This is a genomic window from Paenibacillus sp. FSL H3-0286 (genome assembly GCF_045040705.1).
In the GTDB taxonomy this organism is placed as follows: Bacteria; Bacillota; Bacilli; order Paenibacillales; family Paenibacillaceae; genus Paenibacillus_AQ; species Paenibacillus_AQ odorifer.
This window is the reverse complement of sequence record NZ_CP150285.1, coordinates 3,560,399-3,579,055: the sequence shown is the minus strand read 5'-3', so window position 1 is coordinate 3,579,055 and position 18,657 is coordinate 3,560,399. Positions and strand designations below refer to the sequence as shown.

Here is an 18,657-nt window from a genome sequence, read left to right as displayed (position 1 = left end):
GAAAGTATTCATTGCACGAACGATGCATTGGCTGCGCCCTGCTTGATTCGCTCAATCTGGCCAAGATGTCTCTCTACATGTGCGGTGAAGCTATGGACGATATCGGAAATTTTAACGTTTTCCCCCTTGAAGTTAACCCCGCTTTTCTCCCAATCCTCTGCGCTGAGCCGTTCAAACAATAGACTGTTATAATAAAGCAGGCTGCGGAACAACTCCAGACTATCGGAAGCACTACCACTATTGGCGTACTGGCCGCTGACCCAAGTGTCCTGATTGAAGACTGGCAGCTGCGCAGTTGTAGCAGCGAGAATATCACGTATACGGAACGAAACCACAATGCTGTGATCAGCTAGATGGGCTAACACCTCAGTAATACTCCAACTCGTTGGTGCTGCCTTCCATTTCAGCTGTTCCTCTGATAACCCTGCGGTTGCATGCACCAGTTGGTTGTGCGTACTTAAAAAATTGCTAATTTGAACTTTGCTCATTAAATCCCCTCCAAAATTAGGCCTGCTTGCGAATGATCAGGTGTAAAACGTGATAACGCAAAAGGTTGAATGTTGTGGTTGGTAGCTCCACTTGTCGCCAAATCAGCAAGTATTTCACCTACAACACTAGAAAATTTAAAACCATGCCCTGAGAACCCTCCGGCTACCAGCACATTGGAGTGGAGCGGATGGCGGCCAATAATGAAATCTTCATCAGGTGTATGCTCATATTTGCATACAGATCCTTTAAGTAATCGGCCAGCTGCACCCGGCATGTAAGTCTCCAGTACTCTTCGGAGGTCTTGCTCATCGCTGGTTTCACTGCCAAAGGGAGCAAGTAGTGTGCCTGGTTTCCATTCCAGCCCCGTATCGTGCCGGCCGATCTTCAGACCGGCTCCAGCAATGCTGGGAAAGCCATAATAGCCACCTTCCTCAGCTCCTAGCGTGAAGCCAGGGAAGTTACCGGCTGCAAAAGCAGGTGAGCTCTCAAACCAGCCCACAACTTTGCGGATCGCCTTGATTGGCAAATGCACAAAAGGCGCTAACGCACCAAACCAGGCTCCGGCACTAAGGATAGCTGACGCTCCGTGATAATCGCCGTTTGTTGTATGAACTGTTACACTGCTTTCGCGGGCGGTGATGTTTACTACCGAAGTGTTCGTCAACAGTTCCGCACCCTGTCCAAGGGCAAGCTGGCTGTAGGCGGAGATACAGCGCTCGCTGTACAAATACCCGGCATCCGGTTCATACATTGCTGCGAATGTTTCCGGAATGTTCAATCCCGGCCAGCGCCGCCGGATCTCTCCGGCATCCAGATGCTGGACCTGCACCTTCCGTTTCTTTGCTTCCGCGAGACGACCGCTGAAGGAATACACTGCACTATCTGCGAGATTCAAAACGCCCGAGCGGACAAGCAGTTCTATTCCGCTCAACTGCTCGGCTTCTTGCCATAAATGATCTGCCCGCAGAGCCAAATTAATGTAGGCGGGATCACCACTGTAAGCATGCCGGATCAGCCGCGTTTCCCCGTGATGGCTTCCCTGTGTATGTGGAGGATCAAAGGCATCAATTAGCAGCGTCTTCACTCCGCGCTTCGCAAGATAGTAACCGGCACTCATGCCCATCGAGCCTGCGCCGACGATAATTACATCGTAACTGTTATGTTCAGCTATAATTCTGCACCTCCTTCGGGACTGTACTGCACTAGGGATCGTACAGCTACATCCGCAAGGAAACGTGCTGCCACAGGGAGTGCACGTTCATCCAGATTGAAGGCCGGATGATGCCATTCCTGGCTTCCTTCAGTACCTACAAAAACGAACAGTCCGGGTACCACGCGCTGATAGAAGGCGAAATCCTCTCCAGCCAGAGAAAGCTCTGGCTGAATCGCTCGGTAGCCAAGAGCTTCGACCGATTCAACTCCAAGCGCTGCTAGGGAGGGATCGTTGATAACCGGAGGCGGCCCTTCTATCCAGCGAACGGTAGCTTCTGCTCCAAGAGCCGCTGCTACACCGACCGCCACTTCTTGAAACCGCTCCAGCACTTTGCTGCGCACCGTTTCATCAAAGGTGCGGATCGTCCCTTCAAGCACCGCTTTTTCGGGGATAATGTTCCATGAATTGCCGCTGTGAATCTGCGTCACACTGACCACCGCACTCTGCAGCGGACTGACATTGCGACTTACAATGGACTGGAATGCCGTCACAATATGCGAAGCCGCTACAATCGGGTCTATGCCAGCTTCCGGAACGGCAGCATGAGAACTACCACCCTGCACTTCAATCACAAACCCGTCAGCTGCTGCCATTAAAGGACCACCCTTAATACCGATGGTTCCGACTGGCAGGTCTGGCTTGTTATGCAGCCCGATCACTGCCCGGACGTCTTCTAGTGCCCCGCTAGCAATGATTCGCTGTGCACCCTGCGCCTTCTCCTCCGCTGGTTGGAATAACAGGCGCACCGTTCCCTGTAATTGCTGCTCTCGCTGTTTCAATTGATAGGCGGCACCAATCAAGGCAGCCGTATGGAAATCATGCCCGCAGGCATGCATTTTGCCGGGATATAATGAAGCGAAGGATACTCCGCTTTCCTCCTGGATTGGCAAGGCATCAATATCTGCGCGCAGTCCGATGACCGAACCGGGCTTTTTGCCGCCAATCTCTGCGATCACGCCGGTAGACAGACCGTATTCTACGATCCTGACTCCTGCCCGCTCCAGCAAGGAAATAATATATTCTGTTGTGCCATATTCTTCATTGGACAGTTCCGGGTGCCGGTGCAGATGACGGCGTATCCCGATTAATTCTTCTTCAAGCGCTTCCGCACTCAACTCTTTAGCTTTACTTGTCATATACAGTCACCCTCCTTTACACGATTTCCTGTGTGATACCGAGCCCGCCCGCTTTATGCCTCTGCAGCCACTTCAGCGATTGCTTCGCTCAGTAGCTCAAAGGATCGGAGCCGTTTGTCAAAGGGCTGTACATTCGTCGTTATGATGAACTCCTCGACACCGGACGCCTCTGAAAGTTCCAACAACTGTTCACGGACAGATGATTTTGTTCCCTTGGTAATCTCCGGTTCCAGCTCTTCAATCGTGTAGGCTTCATTGCTCTGGCGGGCAAATTCTTCCCCCTGTTCCAAGGTCCCTACTGTCAGCTTCTTCCCGCTCGCCAGTTGAATCCGGATCAGCTTATGCGCACCTGCCAGTTCTTTCGCTCCCTCTTCAGTCTCAGCCACCACTAACGCTAAAGCGATAATGGCTTGCGGTTGTCTGCCCTGTGAAGAAGCGAAACCGCTGCGGTAAGCACGAATGGCATCCAGCGCTACCGCCTTATCGCTGTTAATAAACAGGGAGAATACGTAGGGTAACCCCAGTTCAGCGGCAATTTCCGCGCTGCTTACACTCGCGCCAAGGACATACAACTCAGGAGGAATACCAGGAAGGGGACCTGCCTTCAACCCTGCCAGCGGATGGTTTTCTTCGAGGCGGTTATGTACATACTTTTCCAGCTCGATGATTTTGTCCGTCAGGTCTGGGGTTTCAGCTTTTCCCTGCTGTAGTGCCTGTGTGCTACGTGGGAGTCCACCGGGAGCACGTCCCACACCGAGATCCACTCGTCCAGGAGCCAGTGTAGACAGCACATTGAAGTTCTCCGCTACCTTATACGGGCTGTAATGCTGGAGCATGATGCCACCGGAGCCAATGCGGATTCGCTCTGTTTTAGCCAGAAGATGTGAGATAAGTACTTCCGGGGAAGAGCCGGCTACCTGCTCGGAGTCATGATGCTCCGAAACCCAGAACCGGTGGAATCCAAGCTCTTCGGACAATTGTGCCAGCTTGATCGTATGCTGGAATGCTTCCTCCGGCGTTTCTCCCGGATAGATCGGACTTTGATCAAGTACGCTGATTGTAATAGCCATTGTTTTTCCTCCTATATGGAATAGTTAAATTCAGGTGTGATCCGCTTCAGGAACTGCTTCGTTCTTTCTTCGCGCGGATGGTTAAACAGCTCTGCCGGAGTCCCTTCTTCAACAATGACGCCTCCGTCCATAAAAACCACATGATTCGCCACATCGCGAGCAAAGCCCATTTCATGAGTCACCACAATCATTGTGATGCCTTCCTTGGCAATTTTACGGATGACGGCCAGCACCTCACCCACTAACTCTGGGTCCAACGCCGATGTGGGTTCGTCGAACAATATAACCTCCGGCTCGAGCGCCAAGGCACGGGCAATGCCAACCCGCTGCTGCTGGCCTCCGGACAGCTGACTTGGATAGGCGTCCAGCTTGCTGCCAAGACCAACCTTTTCAAGCAGGGCAATACTCCGATTTTTCGCTTCGTCCTTCGGAAGCTTTTTGACAATCAGCAGTCCCTCCATCACGTTCTCCAGCGCGGTTTTATGGCGGAATAAATTGTACTGCTGGAACACCATTGCCGTTTTTTGCCGGAGCAGATGAATCTCCTTTTTGCGGGGATGTTTGCAGTTCACTTTGAAATCGCCGATGGCGATCTCTCCGCTGCTTGGCTTCTCCAGATAATTCACACAGCGTAAAAGTGTCGTTTTGCCTGAGCCGCTGGGACCGAGAATGACGACAACTTCACCCTTCGTCACCGTTAAATCTATATTATTGAGCACCTGATTCCGACCAAATGACTTCGAAATTTGCGCAAGCTTGATCATGCTACTCCACCTCGATTGTACAGATTAATTCTTTTTTCAATCAGCGACGTCACGCGTTCGATTAGGAACGTAAGTCCCCAGAAAATCAGTGCTGCCGCCAGATAAGCCTCAAAAAACTTCCAGTTCGTTGAAGCTACAATTTGCGCCTTAGCATTGATATCCACCACCGAAACGGTAAAAGCAAGGGTAGATCCATGCAGCATACCAATTACCGAATTTGACAGATTAGGCAGACTCGCCGCCAGCGCCTGAGGAAAAACAATCCGCCGCAGTGCCTGGGGTGTGGTCATTCCGATAGAATGGGCAGCTTCCAGCTGACCGCGATCCACAGCAAGCAGACCGGAACGGACGACTTCGGACATATAGGCTCCCGCTGTAATCGAGAACGAAATATAGGCAAAACCGATCATCGGAATGGCTACCGACCTGAAGCTCCAGCCGAACTGCACTGCCAGACCATCGATTAACACGGGAAGCCCAAAATAGATAAGCAAAAGATGCGTCAGCATCGGTGTCCCGCGGATGAACGTAACATAACCGACAGCCAGCGGATACAGCAGCGGAATTCTGTATATCCGGATCAACGCTACAGCCACACCAATCACAAATCCAATGAGTACTGAGACAGCAGTAATAGATAAGGTCACAGGAATTGCACTTAAAATTTGCACCAGAGCAGTCCAGATAAAAGATGGGTCCAGCTTCATAATCCGCTACCTCCTTTACCCGGTCCAAGTTCAGCAATGATGCGGCGGTAGGACCAGCTTTTGTTGATTTTGAACGATTTTTTCTCCGGTGTATTCCGTTTCTCATGCCGCAGCAGCCGGCGTTCTGCTATAAGCAGCAGTTTCTCGATTGTAAAGCTGATGACCAGATAGATTAGCGCAAGCGCGATATACGTTTCAATAAAATGCTGAGTTAAGCTGCCTAGCGTCTGTGCTTTCCCTGACATTTCCATCACCCCAAGAGTAAAGGCCAATGACGTATCTTTCAGTAGAGCAATCACCAGATTGGAGAATACCGGAACTGCGATTCCGAGCGCCTGCGGCAGCACGATTCGCGTAAAGGCTTGAAACCCCGTCATCCCTGTAGCATAAGCAGCCTCTACCTGCCCCTTATCCACCGCCATTACAGAAGCCCGGATCATTTCGGACATGTATGCCCCCGTATGCAGCCCGTAAGTAAGAATCACAAAAACAAGCACCGGAGTCCGGGTCATATCGACATGAACCAGCTTCATAATTTCGGGCAGACCATAATAAAACAAGAAGAGCTGGATAAGAATCGGAGTTCCCCGAAAAAAAGAAATATAGATTTCGGAGATGGTTTTTAACACAGGCACTTTATAAAGTCTTGGCAGAGCTACGAGAAAGCCGACAAGAATTCCTGTCAGTAGAGAACAGGCGACAATCAGAAGCGTGGTGCTTAAAGTCCCTAGTAACTTAGGCAAAAACGAAAATACAAAGCTGATATCAAACTGTGCGCCCATATATTCCCCCCCTTCCCGTGCTCACCGGCTCAATCATTTAACCGAATCCGCTGTAACATCCGCACCCAACCATTCCGTACTAAGCTTGCCTAGTGTGCCGTCTGTCTTCAGCTCTTTAATCGCACTGTCAATCGCATCTGACAGCTTTTGTGAATTGGCATCATCCTTACGGAAAACATAGAGAATATCCGCGGATGACAGCTCGTCGCCCGTAGCTTTTAGCTGACTCTGCGGATCAATGATCGGCAGGACAAAATCTGCAGCCAGCGTAGCGTCCACACGCCCAGTACTAATCTGTGCGACGGTATCATTCGCTGCACCATTCTGATACACGATATCAATCGCATTGTCATTCTCTTTATTGTAGTTCTCGAGTATTTGTGCTTGTGCACTCGTTGCACCTACAAGTACCTTTTTCCCTTTGAGATCATCAAGCGATTGGATTGAATTATTATCCTTTGCCACTACAATGCGGTTTCTCCAGTGGGCATAGGCTTCTTTGTTAAAAGAGTACTTCAGCTCCCGTTCCGGATTTTTCTCCATGACATGGGCGACCAAATCGATTTTTTTGGTTTCCAGGCTCAGCAGCAGATTGCTGAAATCCATGGTTTGAAATTCGAATTCATATTCTGGCAGCTGCTTATCGATTTCTTTGAGCAGTTCCACATCAAATCCGGTGAGTTTGCCGTTCTCATCTATGAAGCAGACTTTCGGAAAAGCAGTACCCGTGCCCACAATGATCTTAGTTACCTTTGCCGAATCCTTTGCCGGTGCCGCAGCTTCTGCTGCATTTCCATTCTGATTGCTGCTAGCGCTGTTACTGTTGTTTCCGCAGCCAGCAATCGCCAGTGTCAATACCGATGCAAATACTAGTGAAATGGACTTTTTCATTGTTTTATCCCCTTTAAATGAACTGTGGTTTGTCTGTAAGTGTTTTTTTCATCAGATACATAATGCCGTCACCGTTCTGCTGATCCAGTTCTAAAAAACGTTCGTACCCCCGGCGTTCATACATTTGAACCAACCACGGATGTTTCTTCGCCGTTGCCAGCGTGACTGCAGCCGAACCTAACTGACCAGCAATAATGTTCTCTTCCACCCAATCCAAAAGTTTTCCACCATAACCTCTGTTACTATAATCTGGATGGGCAGCAAACCATTTGATAAAAGGCAATGGGCTAATCTTCTTAATCTCTTCTTCCTTTGAAAGGGTTATGGTCGCAACTATCGTTCCGTCAACTTCAAGCACATAACACTCATTCGTAGCTATATTGTCTTCAATAAGCGCCAAGTCGGCTGTGGCCGCCGGCCAATGCAGCCCGAGTTCACGAATCAGCTGATAGGCACGATATGTAACATCTAGCAATTGCTCCGCATCCTTCAGTTCTGCCAGCCTGTATACCTCACTCATCACATGCCCTCCAGCCTTTCGAAAATTAACTTTATAATCCCTATCGAAATAGTCGTGATTATATGCAATTAACTTTATCACTGCATGTGTCCATGCGCTAATAGAGTTTTTTAATACATCTATACAATTAGTCGATCTCCCACTTTTCCAATCCCGAGTTCAAGCAGGGTTTCGATGAATTCTGCGTTCTCTCCATTTAGCGAAATCAGGCTGGTTCGCAAGGAGATGCCTTCCGTCTCCGCAATATCCACCCGGATCAGCGACCCCGTCGCCACTTCCTCTTGCACACTGAGGGCGGGAAGGAAACAGATGCCTGCTTTTTTCAATACCAGCTTTTTGGCTGTCTCCAGGTTATCTACCTGATATTCAATCTTCGGTGGCTGTTCCATACTCTCAAATACACGATGCAGCCGCATCCAATCCAAAGATCCGCATTCAAAAAAAACCAACGTCTCCTGGCGGATATCCTCCAGTGAAGCCCGCTGTGCTTTAGCAAAGCGGTGTCCCTCATGTACATACAGTGAGATGGGGTCCTCGAAGAATGGAAAGGTTTGAATTGCCGGATTTACGACCTTACGGATAAAAGCCAAATCAAGCTCTTTCGATTTTAACTTTTCAGTCAATACTTCCGTAGAAGCTGTCATCAGCTTGATTGTGATATGAGGATATCTGCGCTTTAAATGAAGCATCAAATGGGGCATTAAATAATTGGAAACCGAGACCGTACTGCCGATTCTCAGTTCATTTGGAATGTGCCCCTTAGCCTGAACCTGATATTTACCGTTCTGATAAATCTGAAGAATCTGCTGCGCATAGGGTAGAAACTGTTTACCTTTATCCGTCAGGTTAATCTGCTTCCCCAACCGATCAAACACTTTGCAATCCAGTTCCCTTTCTAGCGATTGGATCCGGGCCGTTACTGTCGGCTGTGAGATATATAGGACTTCGGCCGCTTTATTGAAGCTTCCATAATGATTGATGTAGACAAAGGCCTCAATATTTTCAATGTTCATCCCTAATCCCCCTATGCTTTTATTAATTTTACTATTCCGATGAAAAAACAATGAATTATAGCGATGCTTTCCTATAGATTTTGTTTATATCTTAGTCATCGCCCTATTTTTTGTCAACAATTAATTCCGTGTAAATCAATCGGATTTTGAATCAAACGTTATGTTTATTTCATATAGAACTTTTCTATTCCTATATCAGAATTATAAAATTCCTCTTATTCCACTGGGAATTATCATATATAATAATTTCATTCGAATGAACATTACATTTGTCTGAAAGGGGATAGCGAAAACATGTCACAAAAGATCATTATCCGTGAAGCTGAGAATAAAGATTGTAATGCTATCGCCGAAGTGCTGTTAGATGCATACCATCAATATTCGGAGATCATGCCTGAGCCGTTGTGGCTGGAGTATCGAAAATCGCTTCTTGATTCCGTTCATGGTGATACTCCGCTCGTACGGATCATCGCTGAAATCGACAAGAAAATCGTTGGTAGCGCACTCTTGTTCAGCTCCTCGGAAACGGCTTACGGGAAACCGGAGCTAGGGATTCACTCCCCTATCCTACGTCTGCTAGCCGTATCTCCATCCGCTCGTGGTCTTGGCGTTGCAACCCTTCTGATTCGCGATGCTGCACGGAGATCACTACAGTTGGGTGCCACCACCTTGAACCTGCACACCTCGGAAATGATGTCTTCAGCCATCAAACTGTACCAGCGCTTAGGCTTTAATCGTGCGTATGAGACCGATCTTATGAACGGTGACACTCTAGTACAAGGCTTCCGGCTAGACCTGCTTTCCTCCGTCCGTTCTACAGCGGGACAAATATAGAATTCGAGAATTCTTAAATATTTGTCTTTTAAATATAAAAAGAAGCCTCGGAAAGCTTACCCAATGATCTTGTGTGATCGTTACGGTGAACTCCCGAGGCTTCTTTATTTTTCTTTTTTATAAGTAATTTCTTTAAAACTCACAGTGATTTTTCCCGTATTATCGGCATCGCCCATTCGAAGATCTGTAGTAACGGTAGCACTGGAAGGGATGGACGAAAAGCTTGCCCCCTTCTGCTTCTTTTTTACATCATAGAGATAATAAGAAACATCCTTAACATTAAGCCCTACATTATCCTTGTGTATAAGTTCTACAGTATAGGATTTTATCACGGCTACATTAGCGTCCATCCACCCCACAACTTCAATAGCTGTATCTTCATGGTTGCCTTCAGTCTTAATGGAGCCGATGGAATGACCATCCTGATTATAAAAATTAATTTTTTGTGCAGCTATTTTCAGATAATCGATATCGATGTCAAGAATTCGGTTTTCGTTGATCTCTGCTGAATCCATCCAGGCAATCGTACCCGCGGGGTTCCACTTTATTTTCTCAGAAGGCACATATTGCTCTAGTGGTAACGGAACAGTACGAAGAGAAACTCCTTTATTATCGTAAAAGGTTAATTCGCCGCTCTCATCATCATGTACAAATCTTTTAAAAGTTGGTGAGAGGAACAGGGATGGCGCCCCGGTCGTCGAATGTGGGATTACGCGATATTTCAGAAGATGGACATCGTCCTTTCCCGTTTTCAGATCAAAGATCCATACATTGCCGAGATAACTCTGCATAAACAATTTTTGCTCATCAGCTTTCCATTGAAATTTATAAATGTAATCATAATCATCAGAAAGCGGCCAGAAGTTTTCCCGAAGTCGTTCAATCTTTCCTGTAAGAACATTATATGAGGACAAATGATATTGCCCTGCTTTTTTCGTCACATCCGATTCCAGAAATAATAGATGATCCTCATCCAGCGGGATTAGCATATTATAGTTGCTCATAAAAGCATTATTCCAGCGATTATTGGAATCGTTGAGCTCGTCGCTCCATTTCACCTTTACCTCATCCGTAGCAGGATCATGAGCTAATACAGCGTTGACAGCATTATGGTCGCCATAGAAAAGATGAATGGTATGATAAGAGATCCCTTGCAGTTCAACTACTTCTCCACCGTTTAACAGATAGTTATTTTCGGATAGGCCAACCGGTTTGGCCACCAGATCTCCAATAGAGTTCCGTTCTGTATTAAACTCCAAACCATTAAATTTTGCTTCCGACAACAGAATCTTTTTTAACTCGGCAGTTGATTCCTTAGTAAGTGTGTAGCCTGTATCCGTTTCGTTCACATTCATTAACATGCCCTGCTCGCTTGTCTCGTTAATCCATAAATGAAAGGCATATTTATTATTATCTGAAATTAGAACGATATCGTAGTTAGGCGTTGCGGTATTTAAATTCCCTGGTATTTGTTCAGCGGTACGGATGGCTCGGACGAAAGTATCTATGGTTTCATGATCTGTGTATTCATCCTTTATGTTAGCATTCACTGAACCATGTGCTAGAGAGTTTGCTAATGTGATTCGCTTGATGGTCTCATCTATCTTTAGATTATCTGATTCTACTTGTTGTTCATTTGATTGAAATAAGGTAAGCAAAGCAGTCTTATCCGTTTCTGATAACTTGTAATGCCCATTTACTCCTGATTTGGTGAAAAGACCATTATTATTGCCCATAATCCAGAATGAGAATTTTTCGTTTTCTTTATTCTTCAATTCAACAATAACCTCATAATCAGGTGCTGCAATATCAAGCTTCGCGTTGTCATACTCAGCAGTATGTATAGCTTTATTGAAACGTTCTATTAGCTTTTGGTCCGTTATGGTTATTAATCCGCCGCTATCATTATGGATTGTAATGGAGTCCACAGAACTCAGATCGATTAGCGTTTGATTCCCTTTATCTTTATTCCCTGTATTGACACATCCAACAAAGATTATTGAAATAACTGCTAAAAGGGCTAGTAAATTTAACTTTTTCATATAGGCTCCCCCTTCTTATTCTCTCTTCTTTGACGCCGGATAGAGGATAAAGTTGCAAAAAATGAGATTTTACACCTATTTAAAAAGATCTAATTAAGCCAAATCTAGCCTGTAGCCATTGGATCAGATTCTTGGCCTGAGCAAAGTTACAGTGTTTGTAGCGATAAAAAAAGCCACCGCACAGGCCTGTTCTCCTGTAAGGCAGCTTCTTCTTTATCTCAATATATCTCTTACAGCACCCGTCAGTACACCAATAACTTCTTGCTCGGAGGCCAGCGGAGAATCTCCTTCTACTGTGTGGGCTAGCATTCCGGCCGCGGCCGCAAAGGCTACAGTATGCTGAGGATCAAAACCTTCCAGCTCACCATGAATTATACCACTGGCATAAGCATCTCCAGCCCCGACTCTATCAAGCACCGGAAAGCTTAAGGTCTCGGAATATGCGAAGCGACCGGATTTGAAGATATAACCGCGCAATGAATGGCGGTTATCATCATGAATGGACCGATGCGTTCCTGCTACCGTACTTAGACTGTAGCGTGAAGCTACTGTGGGAATCAGCTCCTGAAGTTGTTCTTCTCTTGAAGTTCCTTCGGGCTTCATACCAAGGATTAGCATTGCGTCTTTTTCATTCATCAGCACGATGTCGGCCAAATGCAGCATGTCTTCGTAATGGGAGCGCGCCAGCTCATAGCCTCTCTCCCCCCAGAGCGATGGGCGGTAATTGCAGTCAAAAACGACAAGGCCACCGTGTTGCTTAACCGTTTTTGCATAAGTTTTCATCGCTTTTCGCACATCATCGTTCATTGCCAGTGTTATCCCGCAGAAATGAACAGCATCCGCGAGGTCTACCAGCTCTGCGAATGGATAAGTACCCGGAGGAGCAGTATTGAAGCTGCTCTCCGGGCGACCGGAATAAGTCACTCGGGAGGGGCGAGCCCCGAATCCGTTTTCAAGAAAGTACATCCCTATACTTGAGCCCCCGCGTTGGATATGCTCCGGCTGGATGCCCAGTCGCCGAAGATAGGCTGTTGCTGCGTCACCAATAGGATTCGCAGGCAGTCTGGACACCAAAGTCCCCCGATGTCCGTATCGGGACAATGCGGACAGTACATTGACTCCGGTGCCGGAGAACGAATACTTCAGCAGGTTACCCTGAGATAACAGTTCAAAGCCCGGTACCTGTAGCCGCATCATTATTTCACCAAAAGCGGCGATATGTTTAGGCATATTGATCTGCCAGCTTTTTCATCGTCCGATACAGCTGTTGTATGTCCGCCAATCTCGTTCTTCCGCTCTGCGGATCGATGATCGATGTATAGACATGGGGAATCACCTGCGGCACTCCCGCTTCCAATATAATAGACAAGATCTCTTCAAAGTTGTCCAGATCGATACCGCCGGTCGGCTCCAGCGCAAAACCCTCTTCCGCACAGGCTTTGGCCACAGCGATTAGCTCCGCTTTACGGCTCAGCCCCTGCATCGGAAAATACTTTAAAGCATTTCCGCCCATATCCCGAACCAATGCAATCGCCGCATTTACGGGAATTACAGCGGGTACAGATTGTGCCGCACTGGCCGGGCCGGTGGAGATATTCACAAAACCAGGTTGTCCCGTTGGTGCGATCATGCTGTTAATCCAACTATCTTTCGCTCCAAGGTTAGCACGGGTCGCACCAACTGCTGGGAATACCTGATTAATGTGGCTGCCAGCATAGGATTTGACAATCTCTGCAACAACAGCAGCTTGCCGATTATCACCCGCACCTAGTCCTATTGATACCGCACCGTCAATTTCCCGCCCATATGCCTCCATCGCCTGCACGGCTTCTTCTACCGTTGCATAGTCTTTGGACAATACACCGACCAGTACATAACCTTCGGCAGCAGCAAACACCTCTTTGGCATTTTCTATATCCTTAGCCAATACGTTTAAGGCCACCCGACCTTTATAGAACCGCTTGTTAATTTCAGACATTGCTTGCCCCTCCTGTCAATTCCCTTATCCTCGCTGTAATCATTTCTATGTCATCACCCATTAGCGGACGCGGGTCAATATCAAAATAACCTTGCCTTACCCCATAGTCTCTAGTGTAAATAGCCACTTCACCTTGTTGAAGCTGCTGGGACAGCTCAAGTGCTGTTATTGCGCACTGATTCGGGTCCACATGGATGCGTCCACGGTAAATCGCCCGGCCTGCTTCATCCTGCACGATAGTTACCCGAATTCCGGGAAGCCCATCGAGCGGCATCAGCAATTGGAGCGTAGCTTTTTCCTTTTCGCTTGTATCCTGTTTGTGAGCATATTCATCCAACGCTTGCATCAGGCCGAAGGATGTTTCCTTACCAACCTTCATGCTGCGTCCAATGCCGTGAAGCTGCACTTTTAACCATTCAATATAAAGACGTTTTCCCGCCACAAGTCCGGATGTTGGACCTTCTATGGCTTTGGAGCCACTATAAATGACCAGATCGGATATTTGCACGTATTTCTGCAGATCCTCTTCCGCTGCAGCATCTACAATAAGCGGGACGTTATGAGTTTGAGCCACAGCCCAAGCTTCCTCTACAGAGATCATATTCTTCTGAACGGCATGATGAGATTTGACATACAAGATAGCCGCAGTCTGATCCGAGATCGCAGCAGCCAAATGCTCCGCCCGTCCTTCATTGGCATAACCTGCTTCCACCACTTTACCGCCGCCGAGATAAACCATGGTTTCCACTGGTGCACCGTATTGTACGTTATGACCTTTTAACATCACAATTTCATTTCTAAAAATGCTATCCTGATGGAGCCGTAGACTTGTACGAATATTACCGCGGGTTACCAGCGCCGCCACGGATAAAGCAATTCCACTGGAAGCCGAGTTCACGATCACCGCTGCTTCAGAACCTGTATGACGTGCAACATAATCCCCCGCTTTATCCACCAAATCGGCGATTTCCACATAACTCTGTCCGCCTTGACGCATAGCTTCCATCACCGTATCGGTCGGTGCCGATACCCCGAGGATGCTCATCCGGCCGCTTGCATTAATAACTCTTTTCAGGCCGTATTTCGCATTCCATGTATTTGTCACCTATGATCACTCCTATTGCTTGAATGGTTTGCTGTGCTACCCGGCGTTCCCCCTCAGAATCTACCAGTTCAATCTTCTCATCCGTCACACGAAAAAGGGTCAGATTCGCCTTGTTGTTGATCCGAATCTCCCCAAGTTCCGGGCGTCCCAGCCACTGGGCTGCTCTACTCGTCACCCGTGCAATTGTATCTTCAAGGGAATATCCCAGTGCAATGAATTTGTTCAACAGATTCGCCATGGAGTAGACGGGACCATTCATACGGTTGCCTCTGTATATGTCTGTGCTGATCGTATCCGGATCAATACCGTTTTGTTTGGCCGCCTCGGCCACAGCGAACGAGAAGCTAGCCGTACCATGTCCCACATCCAAGTGAACTCCACGCTCAATAGCATCTCTCAGCACCTGGAGCGGTAGATTCTCCTTATCGAACAAATTGTTGCTTTTGCCATTTAGATAATGGGTTATCACGTCGTTGCGTTGAAGTAGCGGTAAAACCTCACGGATATCCGGCGGTGCGGAGCCTATATGTACCATCAGCGGCAGCCCGGTCTTTTCCGAAAGCTCCAGTGCATGTTGAAGCGGTTGAATGCCATTGTCACCCACTACGCTTTTGCTGATTCTGGCCTTCAAGCCTACGATAAATTCAGGATAAGCAACTACCGCCTGAAGCACCTTTTCATGATCAATCCACTCTAATTGGGACAACTCGTCAATTCGCATCAGGCCAATCTTTGAAATGTTAAGAAAAGCAAGCAGTTGCGTTGCTGACTTTTTCCCCGCCTCTGCCAGCTCACCAATACGCTCCGCTCCGCAGCTACCTGCGTCCACGAGGGTAGTCACGCCACATTTGATTCCGATTTCATCGATCTCGTCTCCATACGGATTCAATTCTGCAAACGCATGTACATGCAAGTCGATCCAGCCGCTAGAGACATACGCCCCATTGGCTTCCACGACCTTGAAACCATGGTCTTCGGCGGTGCCTCCGGGAACAATCTGGACTACGTTGCCATCAGCTATGACAATGTCCACTTCCGCTCCATTCAGGACTTTCGCCCGGCGGAGGAGCAAACGTTCTGCTGTCATCGTCACACCTTCTTTCCAAATTCAGAACATTACCGTCCTAGGTCTTTCCCGCACAATCTATAACACAAACAGTCCCAATGGATGTAGGATCTTTTTTCACAGGGACTGTTTGGATGAACTATTTATTCTTTATCACTACCGTGTTCAGACCCGAAAACCCTTTAAAAAATTCACAGCCTGGCGGATATCTTCCTCCGGATTAGTGCCAACTTCCCGTTCTATGGTCAGGAATCCTGTATAACCGATGTCGTTCAGTGCTTGCAGATAGTTGTTCCAATCAACAGAACCCGCTCCGAGCGGAACTTCACGGAATGCCGAGCCGGTCTCGGCCATTTCAGCGATTTTCTCATGGTCTAATGCTGGTGCTTCATAACCATATTGACCGTAAACATCGCGTGGATCGATATCGGCAAGCTTGAGACCATCTTTAGCATGGGTGTGTACAATGTAGTCTTTTAGAGTATGAACACCTTGCACCGGATCATCACCAGTCACCATGACCATATTGGCCGGATCAAAATTAACGGAAACCCCTCTGGAACCCAGACCGTCGAGGAACGTCTTCAGACGTGCAGCGGGTTCTGGCCCAGTCTCAATCGCAAAATAAGAATTCATCTCATGTGCATATCTGCTAAGTTCCTCACAGGCAATGTGCATGGTTTCATAGATTTTACTGGCAGGGTTAGAAGGAACAATACCGATATGTGTAGTTACGATATCTGTACCTAGCTCCTTGGCCAGCTCCATAATGCGCTTGGACTTTTCAATTTTGGCACGGTTCTGGGCAGGGTCCTGAAAGCCATGTCCGCCTAAATCTCCAACGAGGGCAGAGATTTCTAAACCTAGCGAAGCAATGTAATCCTTCCATTCACGGCGTGCTGACTGAGAGAGAGTAGCGGGATCAAATTCGCCTTGTACCGCATAAATCTGAACTCCATCTGCCCCAGCTTCTTTTGCCTTGCGCAATCCCTCTTTCACTCCAACCTGAAAGCTGTCTACGATAACACCGATTTTATTAGTGATAATTGGTTTAACCATGGCATAATCCTCCAGTATAATGAATTAGATTTGGTTCCAAACCCGCTTGATGTATTCCAGCCCCAGTCTTGTTCCCTTACGGCACTCTTCCATTCCCTCAAATTCTACAGAGATATATCCATCGTAACCGCTTTCCTTAACGATTCGAATTACACTCGGCATATCGATGTCTCCTTGACCAACGATGGCACCTCTCAACCAGTTCCCACCGGAGGATTGGAACCAACCTTCGCCAGGCTGGCGGTCTTGCGGACGAATATAGAAATCTTTGAAATGCACCATTGAAGCAAGCTTGATGTTGTTAGGTACAGCTATTAGCGGGTTCTCATCTGCGCACAGGAAGTTCCCAATGTCGAGTGTTGTACGGAAGTTATCTCTACCCACCGCATGAACCAGCGCCTGTACACGATCGCTGTGCTGAATAAAGTATCCATGATTCTCCACACTGGTCGTAATGCCTAAACCTGCGGCATAATCAGCAATTTCTCGGCAGGCTTCAGCCAAACGTGGAAGCTCTTCCAAAAAATGCGTGATGGATAGATCGTTTGAGGAGGCTACATCATGCCGCATCCGCTGAATGCCTAATGCCGCGCACACGTCTACTTCCCGCTTTACCCGCTCGACTTCCCGCTGCATTTCCGCTGTCTCCAGCCCGGCAAAGTTCGCCCCGATAGCATAATTGGATAACTCTAGTCCACGACCCGCTGCTGTTCGTACAATCTGATCAATTAGCTCAGGATTTTCAACCAAATTGATACCCAAAGGTACAATCTCCGCATGTTCTGCGCCCAGATCGGCGATCGTCTCAATGACTCCTTCAAGCGTGAGCTCACCCGTTGAAAAAGCCGAATGCAAACTGTAAGTGCTGATTCCTAACTTCATAGTTTCACCTCTTCACCTTTGGCTGCGGATTCATAGATCGCGCCGAGTATCTTCATGATTGTAACGCCGTCTTGCACAGGACTAATTGGTGTAGAGCCGGTACTGATGTTGCTAGCAAAATGATTAATTTCATTCTGGAATGCACTGTTGAACTCAAACCCCTTATTATCGGTCTGCGGATAGGTATTGACGATCGTATCCGCCTGTTCTTTAACAATGACTATCTCAGGATCAATTTCAACCCCCCCCTTGTCACCATACAGGCGTACCGAACGCTCGTCTTCTTTGGCATGCAGTGTAAAGCTGACATCGACCATTAGCGAAGCTCCATTCTCAAAGCGAATCAGTGCATTCGCTAAATCTTCCACCGTATTGTTCGCTGCGTCGTAATCGGCGGCTTTATAGAATGAGAGATTCTTAATATTAAAACGATTGCCGAGCTTCCGGTAGGTATTAGCACTTACCGATACTGGATTCGGACGGCCCATCAAATACCAGCATAGATCAATCACATGGACACCAATATCGATCAGCGGTCCGCCGCCGGAGCGTTCAATATCACTGAACCAGCCGCCGGGATTGCCTAGTCTCCGGAACGTCGTTGCTTTTGCATAATAGATTTCGCCGAATTCTCCTTGTTCCACCAACGTCTGAAGGAGCTGGGCATTGGAGTCATAACGTCGTACAAAGCCTACTTGCAAAATCTTGCCGCTCTTTTCCACTGCTTGCTGTACCTGAAGCGCTTCTTCAACCGTACGGCAAAGCGGCTTTTCCACAAGCACATGCTTGCCTGCCTCAAGCGCCGCGATGCTGATCTCGGCATGAGAGTTGTTCCATGTGCAGATGCTGACTGCATCTATTTCGGAATTGGCCAGTAATTCACGATAATCCGTGTATACCTTCTCGACGTTATATTCTTTAGCAACTTCGCGTGCACGTTCTTCATTCAGATCACATACCGCATATATGGTTGTCTGCGGATTATTCCGATAAGCACTTAAGTGCATGCCGGAGATAGAGCCCGTACCTATTACGCCAATTTTGATCTTATCCATTAACACTCGCTCCTTTATTTTGCATAGGTTATGATTCGTATTATAATGATT

General features: G+C 47.5%; 19 protein-coding genes. 1 reads left to right on the top strand and 18 read right to left on the bottom strand.

Annotated features, from left to right (window positions below):
• Positions 1-8 precede the first annotated feature (8 nt).
• From MHB37_RS16200 to MHB37_RS16155, 10 genes are all read right to left on the bottom strand, one after another.
• Positions 9-488: a DinB family protein gene (locus tag MHB37_RS16200; protein ID WP_076190340.1), complete on the bottom strand. Its 480-nt coding sequence runs from the start codon at positions 486-488 to the stop codon at positions 9-11.
• Positions 488-1,660, bottom strand: a complete 1,173-nt coding sequence (gene solA, locus MHB37_RS16195; RefSeq protein ID WP_405169608.1) for an N-methyl-L-tryptophan oxidase — start codon at positions 1,658-1,660, stop codon at positions 488-490. Before solA ends, MHB37_RS16200 begins: the two co-directional genes overlap by 1 nt.
• Entirely contained in the window at positions 1,657-2,838 is a 1,182-nt protein-coding gene (locus MHB37_RS16190) for an amidohydrolase (protein WP_076190342.1), read from the bottom strand. Before MHB37_RS16190 ends, solA begins: the two co-directional genes overlap by 4 nt.
• 53 nt (positions 2,839-2,891) lie before the next feature.
• Positions 2,892-3,908, bottom strand: coding sequence for an LLM class flavin-dependent oxidoreductase (locus MHB37_RS16185; RefSeq protein ID WP_405168237.1), 1,017 nt, complete (start codon positions 3,906-3,908; stop codon positions 2,892-2,894).
• 11 nt (positions 3,909-3,919) lie between these two features.
• Positions 3,920-4,672, bottom strand: coding sequence for an amino acid ABC transporter ATP-binding protein (locus MHB37_RS16180; protein WP_076125552.1), 753 nt, complete (start codon positions 4,670-4,672; stop codon positions 3,920-3,922).
• Entirely contained in the window at positions 4,669-5,379 is a 711-nt protein-coding gene (locus MHB37_RS16175) for an amino acid ABC transporter permease (RefSeq protein ID WP_076125553.1), read from the bottom strand. The genes MHB37_RS16180 and MHB37_RS16175 overlap by 4 nt, the downstream gene beginning before the upstream one ends.
• Positions 5,376-6,161, bottom strand: a complete 786-nt coding sequence (locus MHB37_RS16170; protein WP_076125555.1) for an amino acid ABC transporter permease — start codon at positions 6,159-6,161, stop codon at positions 5,376-5,378. The genes MHB37_RS16175 and MHB37_RS16170 overlap by 4 nt, the downstream gene beginning before the upstream one ends.
• Before the next feature lie 33 nt (positions 6,162-6,194).
• Positions 6,195-7,052 carry a transporter substrate-binding domain-containing protein gene (locus tag MHB37_RS16165; RefSeq protein ID WP_340012678.1) on the bottom strand — a complete coding sequence of 286 codons (858 nt, stop codon included), beginning with the start codon at positions 7,050-7,052 and terminating at the stop codon, positions 6,195-6,197.
• A gap of 13 nt (positions 7,053-7,065) precedes the next feature.
• Positions 7,066-7,572 carry a GNAT family N-acetyltransferase gene (locus MHB37_RS16160; protein ID WP_076133225.1) on the bottom strand — a complete coding sequence of 169 codons (507 nt, stop codon included), beginning with the start codon at positions 7,570-7,572 and terminating at the stop codon, positions 7,066-7,068.
• Between the two features lie 119 nt (positions 7,573-7,691).
• Positions 7,692-8,585, bottom strand: a complete 894-nt coding sequence (locus tag MHB37_RS16155) for a LysR family transcriptional regulator (RefSeq protein WP_405168236.1) — start codon at positions 8,583-8,585, stop codon at positions 7,692-7,694.
• 294 nt (positions 8,586-8,879) lie between these two features.
• Between MHB37_RS16155 and MHB37_RS16150 the strand changes: the two genes are divergently transcribed.
• The gene (locus MHB37_RS16150; RefSeq protein WP_076306470.1) at positions 8,880-9,419 is read left to right on the top strand and encodes a GNAT family N-acetyltransferase; all 540 of its coding nucleotides are present in this window, start codon (positions 8,880-8,882) and stop codon (positions 9,417-9,419) included.
• Between the two features lie 104 nt (positions 9,420-9,523).
• On the opposite strand, the gene MHB37_RS16145 is transcribed toward MHB37_RS16150, so the two are convergent.
• From MHB37_RS16145 to MHB37_RS16110, 8 genes are all read right to left on the bottom strand, one after another.
• The gene (locus tag MHB37_RS16145; protein ID WP_405168235.1) at positions 9,524-11,461 is read right to left on the bottom strand and encodes a hypothetical protein; all 1,938 of its coding nucleotides are present in this window, start codon (positions 11,459-11,461) and stop codon (positions 9,524-9,526) included.
• Positions 11,462-11,674: 213 nt separating this feature from the next.
• Positions 11,675-12,691 carry a sugar kinase gene (locus tag MHB37_RS16140; RefSeq protein ID WP_405168234.1) on the bottom strand — a complete coding sequence of 339 codons (1,017 nt, stop codon included), beginning with the start codon at positions 12,689-12,691 and terminating at the stop codon, positions 11,675-11,677.
• A complete protein-coding gene (locus MHB37_RS16135) occupies positions 12,684-13,439 on the bottom strand; it encodes a KDGP aldolase family protein (protein WP_405168233.1) in 756 nt (251 codons plus the stop codon). The genes MHB37_RS16140 and MHB37_RS16135 overlap by 8 nt, the downstream gene beginning before the upstream one ends.
• Entirely contained in the window at positions 13,432-14,484 is a 1,053-nt protein-coding gene (locus MHB37_RS16130) for a DgaE family pyridoxal phosphate-dependent ammonia lyase (RefSeq protein WP_282579774.1), read from the bottom strand. The genes MHB37_RS16135 and MHB37_RS16130 overlap by 8 nt, the downstream gene beginning before the upstream one ends.
• A 13-nt stretch (positions 14,485-14,497) precedes the next feature.
• The gene (locus MHB37_RS16125; RefSeq protein WP_405168232.1) at positions 14,498-15,631 is read right to left on the bottom strand and encodes an amidohydrolase/deacetylase family metallohydrolase; all 1,134 of its coding nucleotides are present in this window, start codon (positions 15,629-15,631) and stop codon (positions 14,498-14,500) included.
• A gap of 144 nt (positions 15,632-15,775) precedes the next feature.
• Entirely contained in the window at positions 15,776-16,669 is an 894-nt protein-coding gene (locus MHB37_RS16120) for a sugar phosphate isomerase/epimerase (RefSeq protein WP_036677301.1), read from the bottom strand.
• Between the two features lie 24 nt (positions 16,670-16,693).
• Positions 16,694-17,551, bottom strand: a complete 858-nt coding sequence (locus tag MHB37_RS16115) for a sugar phosphate isomerase/epimerase (RefSeq protein ID WP_076125572.1) — start codon at positions 17,549-17,551, stop codon at positions 16,694-16,696.
• Complete coding sequence (locus tag MHB37_RS16110) at positions 17,548-18,606, bottom strand: Gfo/Idh/MocA family protein (protein ID WP_405168231.1); 1,059 nt, start codon at positions 18,604-18,606, stop codon at positions 17,548-17,550. Before MHB37_RS16110 ends, MHB37_RS16115 begins: the two co-directional genes overlap by 4 nt.
• Between the last annotated feature and the right edge of the window lie 51 nt (positions 18,607-18,657).

Coding starts and splice junctions, on each gene's coding strand:
- MHB37_RS16135 (WP_405168233.1), bottom strand. CDS start 13,439: ATGTCTGAAATTAACAAGCGGTTCTATAAAGGTCGGGTGGCCTTAAAC.
- MHB37_RS16125 (WP_405168232.1), bottom strand. CDS start 15,631: ATGACAGCAGAACGTTTGCTCCTCCGCCGGGCGAAAGTCCTGAATGGA.
- MHB37_RS16200 (WP_076190340.1), bottom strand. CDS start 488: ATGAGCAAAGTTCAAATTAGCAATTTTTTAAGTACGCACAACCAACTG.
- MHB37_RS16185 (WP_405168237.1), bottom strand. CDS start 3,908: ATGGCTATTACAATCAGCGTACTTGATCAAAGTCCGATCTATCCGGGA.
- MHB37_RS16165 (WP_340012678.1), bottom strand. CDS start 7,052: ATGAAAAAGTCCATTTCACTAGTATTTGCATCGGTATTGACACTGGCG.
- MHB37_RS16180 (WP_076125552.1), bottom strand. CDS start 4,672: ATGATCAAGCTTGCGCAAATTTCGAAGTCATTTGGTCGGAATCAGGTG.
- MHB37_RS16155 (WP_405168236.1), bottom strand. CDS start 8,585: ATGAACATTGAAAATATTGAGGCCTTTGTCTACATCAATCATTATGGA.
- MHB37_RS16150 (WP_076306470.1), top strand. CDS start 8,880: ATGTCACAAAAGATCATTATCCGTGAAGCTGAGAATAAAGATTGTAAT.
- MHB37_RS16120 (WP_036677301.1), bottom strand. CDS start 16,669: ATGGTTAAACCAATTATCACTAATAAAATCGGTGTTATCGTAGACAGC.
- MHB37_RS16175 (WP_076125553.1), bottom strand. CDS start 5,379: ATGAAGCTGGACCCATCTTTTATCTGGACTGCTCTGGTGCAAATTTTA.
- MHB37_RS16145 (WP_405168235.1), bottom strand. CDS start 11,461: ATGAAAAAGTTAAATTTACTAGCCCTTTTAGCAGTTATTTCAATAATC.
- MHB37_RS16110 (WP_405168231.1), bottom strand. CDS start 18,606: ATGGATAAGATCAAAATTGGCGTAATAGGTACGGGCTCTATCTCCGGC.
- MHB37_RS16130 (WP_282579774.1), bottom strand. CDS start 14,484: ATGAGCATCCTCGGGGTATCGGCACCGACCGATACGGTGATGGAAGCT.
- MHB37_RS16115 (WP_076125572.1), bottom strand. CDS start 17,551: ATGAAGTTAGGAATCAGCACTTACAGTTTGCATTCGGCTTTTTCAACG.
- MHB37_RS16170 (WP_076125555.1), bottom strand. CDS start 6,161: ATGGGCGCACAGTTTGATATCAGCTTTGTATTTTCGTTTTTGCCTAAG.
- MHB37_RS16140 (WP_405168234.1), bottom strand. CDS start 12,691: ATGCCTAAACATATCGCCGCTTTTGGTGAAATAATGATGCGGCTACAG.
- MHB37_RS16160 (WP_076133225.1), bottom strand. CDS start 7,572: ATGAGTGAGGTATACAGGCTGGCAGAACTGAAGGATGCGGAGCAATTG.
- MHB37_RS16190 (WP_076190342.1), bottom strand. CDS start 2,838: ATGACAAGTAAAGCTAAAGAGTTGAGTGCGGAAGCGCTTGAAGAAGAA.